The 13,070-nt window shown below is 46.8% G+C and carries 12 protein-coding genes; all 12 read right to left on the minus strand.

What is annotated here, in order from left to right; translation table 11 throughout:
- Position 1: 1 nt before the first annotated feature.
- Positions 2-1,156, minus strand: coding sequence for a flagellin (locus tag RXX31_RS17710; RefSeq protein WP_317590986.1), 1,155 nt, complete (start codon positions 1,154-1,156; stop codon positions 2-4).
- Between the two features lie 391 nt (positions 1,157-1,547).
- Positions 1,548-2,741 carry a flagellar hook-associated protein FlgL gene (flgL, locus tag RXX31_RS17715; protein WP_317590988.1) on the minus strand — a complete coding sequence of 398 codons (1,194 nt, stop codon included), beginning with the start codon at positions 2,739-2,741 and terminating at the stop codon, positions 1,548-1,550.
- Positions 2,742-2,754: 13 nt separating this feature from the next.
- The gene (flgK, locus tag RXX31_RS17720; protein ID WP_317590989.1) at positions 2,755-4,695 is read right to left on the minus strand and encodes a flagellar hook-associated protein FlgK; all 1,941 of its coding nucleotides are present in this window, start codon (positions 4,693-4,695) and stop codon (positions 2,755-2,757) included.
- Positions 4,696-4,847: 152 nt separating this feature from the next.
- The gene (gene flgJ / locus RXX31_RS17725; RefSeq protein WP_317590990.1) at positions 4,848-5,774 is read right to left on the minus strand and encodes a flagellar assembly peptidoglycan hydrolase FlgJ; all 927 of its coding nucleotides are present in this window, start codon (positions 5,772-5,774) and stop codon (positions 4,848-4,850) included.
- A gap of 17 nt (positions 5,775-5,791) precedes the next feature.
- Positions 5,792-6,883 (minus strand): flagellar basal body P-ring protein FlgI, encoded by a 1,092-nt coding sequence (locus tag RXX31_RS17730; RefSeq protein ID WP_317590991.1) that lies wholly within the window; start codon positions 6,881-6,883, stop codon positions 5,792-5,794.
- A 42-nt stretch (positions 6,884-6,925) separates the two neighbouring features.
- On the minus strand, positions 6,926-7,705 hold the full coding sequence (gene flgH / locus RXX31_RS17735) for a flagellar basal body L-ring protein FlgH (RefSeq protein WP_317590992.1): 780 nt from the start codon (positions 7,703-7,705) through the stop codon (positions 6,926-6,928).
- Positions 7,706-7,736: 31 nt separating this feature from the next.
- Entirely contained in the window at positions 7,737-8,525 is a 789-nt protein-coding gene (flgG, locus tag RXX31_RS17740) for a flagellar basal-body rod protein FlgG (RefSeq protein ID WP_317590993.1), read from the minus strand.
- An 18-nt stretch (positions 8,526-8,543) separates the two neighbouring features.
- Complete coding sequence (gene flgF / locus RXX31_RS17745; protein ID WP_317590994.1) at positions 8,544-9,293, minus strand: flagellar basal-body rod protein FlgF; 750 nt, start codon at positions 9,291-9,293, stop codon at positions 8,544-8,546.
- A 502-nt stretch (positions 9,294-9,795) separates the two neighbouring features.
- Positions 9,796-11,127, minus strand: a complete 1,332-nt coding sequence (gene flgE / locus RXX31_RS17750) for a flagellar hook protein FlgE (RefSeq protein ID WP_317590996.1) — start codon at positions 11,125-11,127, stop codon at positions 9,796-9,798.
- A gap of 31 nt (positions 11,128-11,158) precedes the next feature.
- Complete coding sequence (gene flgD, locus RXX31_RS17755) at positions 11,159-11,866, minus strand: flagellar hook assembly protein FlgD (RefSeq protein WP_317590998.1); 708 nt, start codon at positions 11,864-11,866, stop codon at positions 11,159-11,161.
- A 17-nt stretch (positions 11,867-11,883) separates the two neighbouring features.
- A complete protein-coding gene (gene flgC / locus RXX31_RS17760) occupies positions 11,884-12,297 on the minus strand; it encodes a flagellar basal body rod protein FlgC (RefSeq protein WP_317590999.1) in 414 nt (137 codons plus the stop codon).
- 5 nt (positions 12,298-12,302) lie between these two features.
- Positions 12,303-12,698, minus strand: a complete 396-nt coding sequence (gene flgB / locus RXX31_RS17765) for a flagellar basal body rod protein FlgB (RefSeq protein WP_317591000.1) — start codon at positions 12,696-12,698, stop codon at positions 12,303-12,305.
- Positions 12,699-13,070: the final 372 nt, after the last annotated feature.

Consider the following 13,070-nt stretch of genomic DNA (forward strand, 5'->3'; position numbering starts at 1 on the left):
ACTACTGCAATAATGACATTGCAGAGTTTGGCAACTGTTTCGCTTGAGCAAGAATCGATGTACCTGCTTGTTGCAAAATTTGTGCTTTGGTCATTTGCGTGGTTTCTTTCGCAAAGTCCGTGTCTTTAATTCGGCTGTTCGACGCATCGACGTTTTCCTGAATATTCGCCAAGTTATTGATGCTGTGGCTCAGGCGGTTCTGCTTTGCACCTAAATCTGCACGCTGTGAATCAACATATTTCAACGCACTGTCCAATACAGAAATCGCGTTCTGAGAGCCCTGAACAGATGTCATATCAATATCTTGTACCGATGTTCTAACAGGTTCGCTGTTTAAGCCTAACTCAGACGCCAGACCACCGGAGATAGAAATATCGCCTTGGACATTTGGGTGAGCCACAAAAATCTGTAGCTTGCCGTCTTCGCTCACGGACGCGTTGATCATATCTGACTGGCCATTAATATACGTCGCCAGTTCTTCAATGTCGTCACCCGCTTTAGCGGTAATGCTAATGTCTAGATCATCTACATTTCCGTCTTCATCCGTACCCATACCTGGCAGAGTAATATTGAGGTCCGCTTTCGTCGGATCGACGCCCCAGTCTTTGCCTTTGCCATCTTCCGAGAAGTAAGTTACACCACCCATGCGCGTATCATCAGCACGAATACTGGTCAGGCCCATAATCATCGCTTCACCCGAACTCGCGCCGATCTGAAACGCCGCTTCACCAAATGACCCGTTAAGTAGACGACGACCACCGAATGAGGTCGTTTCTGCAATTCGGTTTAGCTCATCAATCAAAGCAGAAGACTCTTCGTTAATCGCCTGACGCTCCGCCGGGGAGTTGGTACCGTTTGATGATTGAATCGCCAAATCACGCATACGCTGCATCACTGACGTTGCTTCATTCATCGCGCCTTCAGCCGTTTGAGCTATCGAAATACCATCGTTCGCGTTACGCATCGCCACATCTAGGCCACGAGACTGAGCAGTAAGACGGTTCGAGATCTGCAAACCTGCCGCGTCGTCTTTCGCACTGTTAATCTTGTGACCTGATGATAAGCGTTCCATCGACGTATTGAGCTCGTCTGTCGCTTTGTTTAAATAACGCTGCGCGGTCATCGCGGAGACGTTAGTACTTACTGTTACAGCCATTTTGCTCTCCTATGAGTTCGCAATCTTTGCGAAGCGGCCAGCTTTACTCTCATTTGGATAAGCACCGGCCGTAAAAGTTACTCACTAAATCTGCCTAAATACAGTGTTTAGAATTTTAAAATCCGTTCTGATAACATTAATACAATTTGTATGCCAACTTAAAAGTCACATAAAAGCCGAACAACAAAACAAATAATAACAATGAGTTATAAAGTGGAGCTGTGACTAAGCTCGACAAAGACCACATATAAATTACCGATTTTTGCCGCTTTCGGTAACAATGTGCCGCTAAAACACCTTAACGTTACTTAATAATTTTTCGCTCTTAAGGCTTGGCACATAAGGCATTGAAATATCATTAAGCTGTTCAGGTTAAATATGCGGATTAACGCTAGATATAGTTAAATAACGTCAGGTCCTTGGTTTTACCAAAAGCTTGCTGCGAGGCTTGCAGTGCACGTGAATTCTCGTTGAATTCAATGACAGCTTTTGAGTAATCCAGGTCTTCAAAATTACTCTTTGCCTTTGCCAGCGAGAGATTAAAATCTTCGTGGTTTTGCTCTTGGATATCGAGGGTACTGAGTCTTGCCCCTACATCGGTACGCGCCTTGTTGAGGTGAATAAACGCCGCCTGAAACTCTTCGGTCATTTGGTGCAATTTCGCCGTTGCAGAGGTATCCGCCACCGACTTGTCAGACCATGACATCGCCTGCTTAAAGGTGTCGAAAATATTGAAAGACTCACGCTTTTCAATACCAATGCTGTCACCGGGGGTAATTTGCCCTTTTACTTGCAATTTTAACCCCTTGTACTCAACGCCTTTCTCTGGTGAAAACTCATCCGCCTTCACAACAGAGCCATTACGCTCTAACTGATAGCCAAACTTACCGTTATTCATATCCACAAATGTCACACGGTAAGTAGCCGTATCTTCTTTATCAGCGTTGATTGCTTTACCTAACAACAACTCTGAGCCGTTCTGCAACTCGTAGTCTGGTTGGTAATCACCAAATGGGTTGGGGATATCCATAAACAATTTGCTGCCCGGATCATTCATCGGCATCTCAAGCATGTTGGATACTTTCATCTTGCGCTGATAGTCATCACCGGCGTACTGCACACTGCCATCTTTGTCGCGATAAAAAGGCTGGTTTTTCGACTTAGTGCCTGCAAACACATAGTTTCCCGATTCATCTTGTGCGTTCACTAAGCTAAGGAAGTTATTGGCAATTTCTTCCAGCTCACGCTTTTTGGCTTGCCTGTCTTCAGCAGACAACGCACCGTTAATCATTTCCATGGTGAGACGTTTGGATTCGTCAGCAAAGCTCTCTGCATTAGCAATATTCACTTCATGGTTTTCTAAACGGTTACGTACCAAAGTTATCGAGCTTAAATATTGCTGTAACTGCTCTTGTTGCTGACCAATATTCTGCACGTAATGCGCAGCCAATGGGTCATCACTTGGCTTGAGTAATTTCTTACCCGAAGCAAGCTGTTCTTGATTGTGATGGACTTTGTTCTCTTGGCGGCGTAAGTCATTTTGTACGGACTGATAGTTATGGAAACTAGAAATTCGGGTTAGCACTTATTTCTCCTCCTTACCTCAGTTGTAAAATGGTGTTGAAGGTATCATTCGCTGCCTGCATCACACGTGACGAAGCCATGTAAGCTTGCTGAAATTTCATCATATTGGCGGCTTCTTCATCTAAGTTGACGCCGGAAATTGATGCCACACGCTCTTGTGCTGATTCGTGCTCCAGACGAGCGACTGACGCCAGACGGTTGGCAGTTGCCGATTTCAATCCAACCCCAGTATTCAGATTATGGTAAACGTCGATCAAGGTACTCGACTTGCCATCCATCATTTTGTCAGTCTGCAACTGCTGCATTTTTCGCAAGTTGCCGTTGCCACCAGGTGACGGTACCAAGTTGGCAGTAAATTTATCGTTCAGCAGTGCGCCTTCAGTAAGTTCAAAAACGGTAGCGTCGCCATTTTTGTATAACGGATGGCTCTTCGGCACTGAAATTTCGATGATTGGATTGTCTTTATCCAACGGATAGTCGTAGTTATCGGACAATAAATTGCCTTTGTTATCAGTAATTTTTAACCACGTTTTGTCGTGTTTTTCGTCCGCAGGCTGTACCGTAACCTCAAACTCTCTAACGTCACCGGCTTCATGAATTTTGAATTTGGCGCTACCTTGAGCAAACGTGGTAGAGGCTTCATAGCTTTGCGCTGCGATAGACTTCGCATCGTTCGTTTCCATCTTGATGATGGCAGCACCACTACGGGTAGGTCGTAACAGTACTCGCTCGCCAGCGGCAAGGCCTTCTCCAATCTCTACTCGCATGCCATCCAATACGAAAGAAGATTCCGACTGATCGATATTTAACTGGATCTGTTCGTTTTTCGGGTTCGTGATACTGTACTGGTCACCATCATAGCGAAGTACATACTCTCCACCTTTAAGCACAGAGATGTCATCAACATAGACGGCCACTTCTGCCTGCGAATTGGGCGCAGCAGACACGCGTGATTGAGCAACGAGTTCCGAGTTGATATCAGTAAATACCTCTTTACCAATTTTGCCGTTTAGGTCCAAACCTTGGGATTGCAACTGGTTCACTTTGTATGAGAAGCCTGTTGCTAGCCGGCCCATCTCATCAAGCAGTTGTGGAATGTGCTGGTCACGCATATCGAGCAGAGCCCCCATTTTTCCATCAATGTCATCCGATTGAATCGCTTTGATGCCGCCACCTTCCACCATGGCTAAGCGTCTCTGGAGAACATCTGGATAGCCATCAATCATTTTTAACTGACTTGCTTCGGTGCCTGAGACTAAAGTGTGGCCATTACCAATGTGGACATTAAACCCTTCCGCATTTTTGCGCGGGGTAACCGTGACCTTGGTGTATTCAGACAGTTCCTTAATCAGCTTCTCATGTTGGTCCATCAGATCATTGTGCGGCCCCGGAGTACGCATCATGAGACGATGAGTATCGCGAATCTCCAGCGCGATCTGGTTAATGCGCTCTATCCCCATATCCAACTTTTTGTTGGTTACATCAGACTGTAATCGAACCGTTTCATGGAAATCGTTCAATGTGTCAGAAAAGATCTTTGACTTCTCAAGCACCACTTTACGCGCGCCTAAATCATTTGGGGTGTCAGACATGGTTTTAACCGCATCAAACCATTCATTGAGGTTTTCAGGGATCTTCTTCGAGGCAACCGAGCTCAGCATGCCTGACAGCATGTCGAGATTATCTTGGGTATCGGTTTTGTTGGCATTGTTGGTCGACGCCATATTGAGCTCATTAACGGCAAACTGATCCCAAGAGCGGCGAACATTTTCCACATGCACACCCATGCCATAAGTGGCACCACCAAACTGACGCGGATCATTAGTGCCTTGCACCACAGACTGACGACTGTAACCCTCTGTATTAACATTAGAAATGTTATGACCAGTGGTATTCAATTGTCTCTGAGCGGTAAGCACACTTTGAGTACCTACATTCAGAAGATCTGACGCCATAAATGCCCCCAAAAACGAAAAAACCGGTAAAAACCGATCACCTAGCCAAACAAAAGCAAAAGGTATGCCAAACGTAAAGCAAGTAGAAATAGGCGATAAAATAAAGGCTTGCACAATGGCAAGCCTCAGAAATGATATAGAGCGAGTATGTTCTACATATTTTCTATTTTCTGTTGCACCTGCAGAACTTTATCCGCGTAGTCAGGATCAGTAGCGTAACCTGCGTGGTGAATGCCACGAATGAAAGATTCAGAATCGCCACGCTGCTGCAATGCCATCTCATAACGCGGGTTGTCGTTTAAAAAACGCACATAGTCGTTGAAGCTGTCTTGATAACTTGAATATGAACGGAACGCTGACGTTTCTTTTACCGGCGTATGATCATGAAACTCTAAGGTTTGGGTGGTGACTTTATCACCCTGCCAACTGCGGTCCGCTTTGATGTTAAATAAGTTGTTGCTACTGCCACGCGCGTTCTTGACCACTTTTTGCCCCCAGCCTGTTTCTAGCGCCGCTTGAGCAAGAAGCAGTGATGGTTCAACCCCTAATGCCTTGGCCGCTTTTTCGGCATAAGGCTTCATTGAATTGACAAAAGATTCCGGAGAATCAAATCGAGTCGGGCTAATATTCGGTCGATTAAGTTCACCAGATTCAATTAAACGCTGCTCGATTTCACGTGCTTTTCGTGGGTCAACGCGGCGATGCTCCACCGCACTGTTTGTCGCATCACGCACAGCAGTTTCACTCTTATCGTTGCCCTGCCCGGCCGTCAACTGAGCCACAATCATATCCGCTAGCCCCATAGAGCCCGAAGCACTCAGCTCACTCACCATCTGCTCATCCAGCATTTGACGGTAAAACTTTTCATTTTGGCTATTCATGAAGTTCGACTCGAACCCTTCGTTCGCTTCACGCATCGATTTCAGCATCATAGAGGTAAATATCGACTCGAACTGACTCGCTGCTGCACGTAAGGCTTCTTGCTCGCCATCTTTCCCCTCTTTGACGGCTTTCTGCCGCAAATTATCAAGAGAACTAATGTCGTGGATAAAACCGATATCGTTAGGATTTTTAATCATGGCTGCCTCCTAACGACTTAAATGATGATCAACTGGCCTTCAATCGCACCAGCTTGTTTTAACGCCTGCAAAATCGCCATCAAGTCTGAAGGCGCAGCACCAACTTCATTAACCGCACGAACCAAATCATCTAATGTCAGACCCGGCTCAAACTTAAACATCTTGCCCTGCTCTTCATCCACATCAATGTCAGAATCCGGAACCACAACCGTCTGTCCTCCCGAGAAGGCATTTGGCTGACTCACACTGAGGTTTTCTTTGATGGACACCGTCATGCCTCCATGTGTCACAGCTGCAGGCTTGAGGCGCACATGTTTGCCGACAACGATAGTACCTGTGCGGGAATTAACGATGATTTTTGCCGCGCCATCTGCCGGATCGAACTCTAGATTTTCAATCGCGGATAAAAACGCGACACGCTGGCTCACATCTCGCGGAGCACGTACACGAACGGAAGTCGCATCGACTGGGCTCGCCATTTGAGGACCAAGGAAATTGTTAACCGCGTCAGCCATACGCTGCGCTGTCGTGAAATCAGACTCAAGTAGGTTAAACGTGATGTAGTCACCACGGCTAAAGGGATTAGGAATTTCGCGCTCTACCGTTGCACCACTGGAGATAAGCCCGACAGTTGGGTTATTACCGACAATCTTCGAACCATCAGCCCCTTCCGCACTGAAGCCGCTAACCACCAGGTTGCCTTGTGCAACAGCGTACACCTGACCATCTAACCCTTTTAAAAAGGTTTGCAGCAAGGTACCACCACGCAGGCTTTTTGCACTGCCAATCGATGAAACGGTGACATCGACTTGTTGGCCCGGTTTCGAAAATGGCGGTAATGTTGCCGTTACCATCACAGCGGCAACGTTTTTTATTTTTGGCTTGGTGCCCGGCGGCATTTGAATGCCGAAGTTTTGCAGCATGGCCGCGAAGCTCTGCTCAGTAAACGGGTTGGATTCCCCTGTGCCAGGTAAGCCTGAAACCAAACCATAACCGACAAGTTGGTTGCTACGCACCCCCGCCACTTGAGCCACATCTTTGATGCGTGCGGCTTGGGCTGCCGCTGAAAACAGAACAACACTCATCAGTAACAAAAGAATTCTTTTCATGCTTACTTATCTCTTGCAGTCAAATTGCCGTCGTCCGGCACCTTAAAGCGCTACATTAAAGAATCGTGCCAAGAAGCCCGGCTCTTGCATATCTTGTTGCAACCCCGTTCCTGAATATTGAATTCTTGCGTTCGATACGCGGTTTGACGCGATGGTGTTGTCAAAATTGATGTCATCAGGACGAATGGTACCGCTTAAGCGAATGTATTCATCACCCGTGTTCAGCGTCATCCACTTCTCTCCTCGGATAACAAGGTTGCCGTTGGCCAGTACTTCAATCACTTCCACCGTAATGTAACCACTGATACTGTTACTTTGGTTAGCAGAAGAGTCTCCCGTAAAAGAGTTGCTGCTGGCTAAGTCGTAAGAAAAGTTGTAATTGCCGCCGACTTGCAGTTCTTGTCCACCGACCGAGAGCGGATCCATGGTCGAATCGTTGCTTTTCGACAAATCAGCGTTAGCACTTTTGGTCGCGCTCGTGGTTTCATCTAACGTGACAGTAATGATGTCACCGATACCTCGAGGTTTTGAATCGTCATAAAGATCGGTGATGTGCTCAGGGCTAAATAATGACCCTGTTGCCGCAGCGTAATGTTCCGGTTTCTGTTTTGGATGAATAGGAGCCCATGCTGGATCGCCGGCTACCGGATCGGTTCTACCGCGCAACGTATCCACCATGCCGCTGCTCTCTTCTTTTGATTTGTCACCTTCAACCGCATCAACAACCGTCGTCGCTTGAGAAACTTCATCGGTTTCAATCGGCTCCAGCATGGCGCAGCCAGACAGGGTACTCATAAGCGCAAGCAGGCAAATACGTTTCATCATAAGCTCCTTAATCACGACGCGTAAATCGTTAAAGCTGCTGGTTAACGAAGCTCATCATCTTATCGACGGACGAGATCACTTTTGAGTTCATTTCGTAAACGCGCTGCGCTTCGATCATATTGACCAACTCTTCCGTCACGTTCACATTGGATGCTTCCAACATTGACTGACGGATTTCACCCAAACCATCTAAACCCGGAACCCCTTCTTGCGGATCACCGCTTGCTCCCGTCGGTAAATAGAGGTTCTGACCAATAGGTTCAAGACCGCCTGGATTGACGAAATCGGTGATTGTCAGCTGACCAACAACTTGGTTGTCTTGCTGACCACGAACACGAACAGACACTTCGCCGTCCTTGCCGACAGTGATTGAAATCGCGTCTTCAGGAATCACAATTTCTGGTTCTACCGGGTAACCCGAACCTGACGTCACCAGCGTCCCCTCACCGTTCAGCGTGAACTGACCATTACGCGTATAACCGAGGTTGCCATCCGGTAAAGTCACCTGAAAGAAGCCATCACCTTCTACCATCATGTCGAGGGCATTAGTGGTCGTTTGCGCATTGCCATGCGTATGCACTTTTTGCGTGGCCACGACTTTAGAACCTGACCCAAGCATCAAACCACTTGGCAATTCGGTGTTCTGTGTAGACTGACCACCGGGCTGATTAATGTTCTGATAAAACAAATCTTCGAATACAGCTCGGCTCTTTTTGTAGCCGACCGTAGAAGCGTTCGCCAGGTTGTTTGAAATCGTTGCGATGTTGGTTTGCTGGGCGTCTAAACCGGTTTTACTAACCCATAGTGCTGGATGCATTGTGAACCTCTAACTCTGTTAACTCGAACGAAGCAGTGAATCTGAAGACTTATCCATCTCTTCAGCCGTGCTCATCATCTTGACTTGCATTTCAAACTGACGCTGTAGGTCAATCAGTGCCGTCATTTCACCCACGGCATTGACGTTACTACCTTCAATGGCTCCGGTCTGGAGGCTGATGGTTGCGTCTGCTTCGTAAGGCTGGTTTGGAGTTTTATGGCGAAATAAGCCATTGGTATCTTTAAATAAGTTTCGATCATCAGTTTTCACAAGCTTGATTCGATCAACCACTTGTAACTCTTCTGCTGGTGCACCTTGTGGGAGTACAGAGATGGTGCCGTCACGACCGATTTCAATTTTGGAGAGAGGAATAGGCAACGTAATTGGGGCGTCATTTTCACCCAGAACAACGTGACCAGTCGCGTTAGTCAGTAAACCATTTTGATCGACTTTTAAGTTGCCGTTGCGGGTTAACCCTTCTTTGCCTGTGTGGTCCAGTACGGAAAGCCAACCACTGCCTTCAATCGTGATGTCCAGATCGCGGCCCGTGGTGATCACACTACCTTGGGCAAAGTTATGTCCCGGACGCTCTGTCATGCTAAACACACGTGAAGGATGCCCTTCGCCATAAGCTTGCATTGAACGAGCTTGTGCCAAATCGGCACGAAATCCCGTGGTGCTCACGTTGGCCAGGTTGTTGGCACGCAATTGCAGGGCCTGCATGTTTTGCTTGGCGCCGCTCATTGCGAGAAACAGTGCGCGATCCATAAATTACTCCCTCAATTCCTCTGTACCTGAGAGTAAAAGCAATACTTATGCCACAATAAAAAGCATCTAATTTTCAACTAGTTAAAGTAAATGTAAAATTTAGACAAGCGATAGGAAGAGAGAAATTCAGCGAAGAGGCAAAGTTTTGATCCTCTGAGCGGCAATAGCGGCAACGAAGCGATCAAATAATACCCAGCCCAAAGTGTAATACCACTCGTTTAACAGCAAACGGTATATCACAACCCCCGTCATTCTGGACAGCGAAGAAGGAGCGTGATTCAGAATCTTCTATCCAAGCACTTTGTTGCCAACATTGTTCCTAACTCTTTTCAGCGCACAGACAATAGATTCCTAGTCTCGCTATAGCTCGCTGGAATGACTCAATAAGGGCCGTTAGCGACTGGCATTACAGCCCAAAGTGAGGAATTTTGGGCTATGTATTTGATGAATATTATAAGGTGACCAAGTGATCAGCCAAAGAAGCTTTACTTGGTCACGTAGATTATCGGATCTGCAGGATATTTTGCTGTAGCTGGTTATGTACTTCTAGCGAACGGGAGTTGGCCTGGAAGTTACGCTGAGCAGAAATCAGATCCACCAGCTCCTGAGTCATGTCAATGTTTGACTGCTCCAGTACACCGTTATTAAGGGTACCAAAAGACCCTTTATTGGATTCACCCCAGATTTTATCACCAGAAAACTGGGTGGAGTCCCACTGAGTGCCGCCTTTCTTATCCAGACCTTGTTCGTTAGGAACACGGACGAGCGCAACGCGACCCAAGGTAACGTTTTCACCGTTTGAATATGTGCCCAACACGCTGCCGTTTTCATCAAAGTCAACTTTGGTCAGGAAGCCCGTCGTAGCACCATCTTCATCAAATTTAGTCAGCTCAAATGGCGCCGCAAACTGAGTTGACGAATCCAAACCAAAGTTCAGGGTTTGCATTGGGTCGGCACCGTTAAGATTGATACCGGCATTTTCTGCCGCCGCACCACCTTCACCAACCGATGCACCTAATGCCACTGAACGAATCGGATTGCCACCATTTAAGCTCGCCAAAGTACCGTCATTGTTGAACCTCATCGTGTGACCAACATGGCCAGATGCGGTTGTCGCATCACCTTGAGCGATGTTAACTGGCTTCTCACCATCTTTGTCCGTTACCGTGTAGTAGGTATTCCAGGTATTCGGCTGAGTCTGATCTTTCAGGTAGTAAGTCGTTAACTTGTAAGACTGCCCCATTGAGTCATAAATGGTTGAAGACGTGGAACGGTTATAAGTCTCAGGGTCGGAAAAATCAAATTGCATTGGATCTTTCAAATCACCATTCGCAGGTAAGTTGACGCCCACTTCAATGTTCGCCGTCTGTTTTGGCTTACCAAATTCGGCTGGGATATTAATTGGCTGAGGCTCGTAAGATGATACCTCGCCAGAGTCTGGATTGACCTCATAACCAAGCAGGTACTCATCGTTCGCCGTTACCATGTAGTTATCTCTGTTCAGATGGAACGCACCGTTACGTGTCATTTCATTTTGCTGCGGTACCAGACGATCTTTCGCCACGGCAAAGAAGCCCGTTCCTGATACGCGTAAATCCATCGGGTTATTGGTGTAAACACTGGAACCTTCGTGGAATTGTTGCGCCACCTGGCCAGCCTGAACACCACCACCTGGTGTGGTTTTCGCATTGGTGAACAAAGAATTTGAGTAGACATCCGCAAACTCGGCACGAGACTCTTTAAAGCCGTACGTATTAGCGTTCGCAATGTTGTTACTGGTGGTGTTTAAATCCAATTGAGCGGCGGACAAACCGCTTAAAGATACATATGACATTCCAAAGTCTCCTGATCTCGCGTGTTATGCGTTACGCTTTGCCGACTTCCAATACTTCTGCAAGTCGAACTGGCGATTCAAACCCCGCCAGATTGAGTAATACGTTACCGTCACCTTTGCCGAGTAATACACTATTGACGTTGGCATACGTGGAAACAGGGAACTCTTGTGACTCCCCATCAACCAAACCAGACGCTTTCACTTTGTATTTACCAGCAGGCAATGGGTTTCCGCTTTCATCATTACCGTCCCAAAGTACACGTGTGTCCCCGGCAGGTTTCGCCCCTACTTCAAAAGTACGAACTAATTGGCCTGCTTCGTCTTCGACACGAACAAATAAGTTGTCGATAGATTGAGAAAGCTTAACCATGGCTGCCATTGGCGCTTCATCTTGCTTCACACCTGCCGCGCCAGGAACCAGCACATCTCGCCCAACCAGAGAGGAGGCTTGCAATGCTTGGTTCGATGTCATTGACGAGTTCAGACTCTCAAACTGAGAATTCATTTTGCCAATGCCATCTACGGTGGCAAATGACGCCATTTGCGCAATCATCTGGTCATTACCGACGGGCTTAAAAGGGTCTTGCTGAGACAATTGCTTGGTGAGCAAGGATAAGAAGTCTTCCTGTTTCAGGTCCTGCTTACCTGTGCTCTCTTCGGTTTTTTTGTTCTCTTGTAGACTTTTAAGCTGGTCGATATAGGACAAGCCGCTTTGACCAACGTTATTAATTCCGGCCATACGCTACCTCCTTATCCTTATTGACCCATCTGCAGCGTACGCAGCAGCATTTGTTTACTTGAGTCAGCCACTTGCACATTAGTTTGATATGCGCGAGACGCCGAAATCATATTTGCCATTTCTTCCATTACATTAACGTTTGGCTTGTAGATGTAGCCTTCTTCGTTTGCAAGAGGATGATCAGGGTTGTACTCCGCGTTTAGCGGTTTATCACTTTCTACAATTCCCAACACTTTCACGGGCACCGTGTTGTCGCCACGCATGGCGTTACCTAACTCAGCACCAAACACAGCATGACGTGCTTTATAGGTGTCTTTTGCAGAACTGCTGACGCTGTCGGCATTCGCCAAGTTGCTTGAGGTAGTATTCAGACGAACAGACTCAGCGCTCATTGCGGAACCTGTCACATTGAAAACGTTAAATAAGCTCATCTAAATTAATCCCCTTTGATTGCCTTGGTTAAGTTCTTAAATTTGCCACCGAGAAAGTCGAGTGATGCCTGGTGTCTGATTTGGTTCTGCATGAACAGATTACGTTCTAAATCCAAATCAACCGTGTTGCCATCCCCCGTATCTGGCTGGGTAGGAAGACGATACAATTTATCCCCTGTCAACGTTGTAGTGGCAGGAATATGCCGACCATCAGTACGGCTAAGACTCATGCTTGCCCCAGATGTTGCCGCCTGTAATTCCTTCGCAAAGTCTAAACCTCTTGCCTTGTAACCAGGTGTGTTTGCTTGCGCGATGTTGGTGGAAATCACCTCCGCATTGCGCTCACGTACTCCCACCGTGTGTTGGTGGATGCCTAGTGCATTGTCAAAAGATATAGCCATGTTTGCCTCTACAATTAAGAACTGACCGGTATGAATAACAAATAGCAATTACTGTGCCAAAAACCAGAACACGTTTACGGCAAAAAGTTATCGATGCTTTGGAGAACCATAGTTAAGCCAAAGAGATTGATGGAATGTCAGTGTCAATCCACTCGGCTTAAGCGTAAAGATACCCTTGTTTAAGGGAGTAGGCAAAATGAAGGAGGAAGATAAGGACTTAGGTTCTAGGATCCTGGGTCCTAGAAGAGCTCGTTGGGCATAATGCGATAAACGTAAATATTTGATTTGCTTCTCAGGATTACGGATTACGGATTACGGATTACGGATTACGGATTACGGATTACGGATTACGGATTACGGATTACGGATTAC

This window comes from Vibrio sp. EA2 (assembly GCF_033042495.1).
Classification (GTDB): Bacteria; Pseudomonadota; Gammaproteobacteria; order Enterobacterales; family Vibrionaceae; genus Vibrio.

What these genes read in the sequence shown, in the direction of transcription:
- flgE (WP_317590996.1), bottom strand. Translation starts at nt 11,127, where the DNA reads ATGTCATATGTATCTTTAAGCGGTTTGTCCGCCGCTCAATTGGATTTA.
- flgG (WP_317590993.1), bottom strand. Translation starts at nt 8,525, where the DNA reads ATGCATCCAGCACTATGGGTTAGTAAAACCGGTTTAGACGCCCAGCAA.
- flgH (WP_317590992.1), bottom strand. Translation starts at nt 7,705, where the DNA reads ATGAAACGTATTTGCCTGCTTGCGCTTATGAGTACCCTGTCTGGCTGC.
- RXX31_RS17730 (WP_317590991.1), bottom strand. Translation starts at nt 6,883, where the DNA reads ATGAAAAGAATTCTTTTGTTACTGATGAGTGTTGTTCTGTTTTCAGCG.
- RXX31_RS17710 (WP_317590986.1), bottom strand. Translation starts at nt 1,156, where the DNA reads ATGGCTGTAACAGTAAGTACTAACGTCTCCGCGATGACCGCGCAGCGT.
- flgD (WP_317590998.1), bottom strand. Translation starts at nt 11,866, where the DNA reads ATGGCCGGAATTAATAACGTTGGTCAAAGCGGCTTGTCCTATATCGAC.
- flgF (WP_317590994.1), bottom strand. Translation starts at nt 9,293, where the DNA reads ATGGATCGCGCACTGTTTCTCGCAATGAGCGGCGCCAAGCAAAACATG.
- flgB (WP_317591000.1), bottom strand. Translation starts at nt 12,698, where the DNA reads ATGGCTATATCTTTTGACAATGCACTAGGCATCCACCAACACACGGTG.
- flgK (WP_317590989.1), bottom strand. Translation starts at nt 4,695, where the DNA reads ATGGCGTCAGATCTTCTGAATGTAGGTACTCAAAGTGTGCTTACCGCT.
- flgC (WP_317590999.1), bottom strand. Translation starts at nt 12,297, where the DNA reads ATGAGCTTATTTAACGTTTTCAATGTGACAGGTTCCGCAATGAGCGCT.
- flgJ (WP_317590990.1), bottom strand. Translation starts at nt 5,774, where the DNA reads ATGATTAAAAATCCTAACGATATCGGTTTTATCCACGACATTAGTTCT.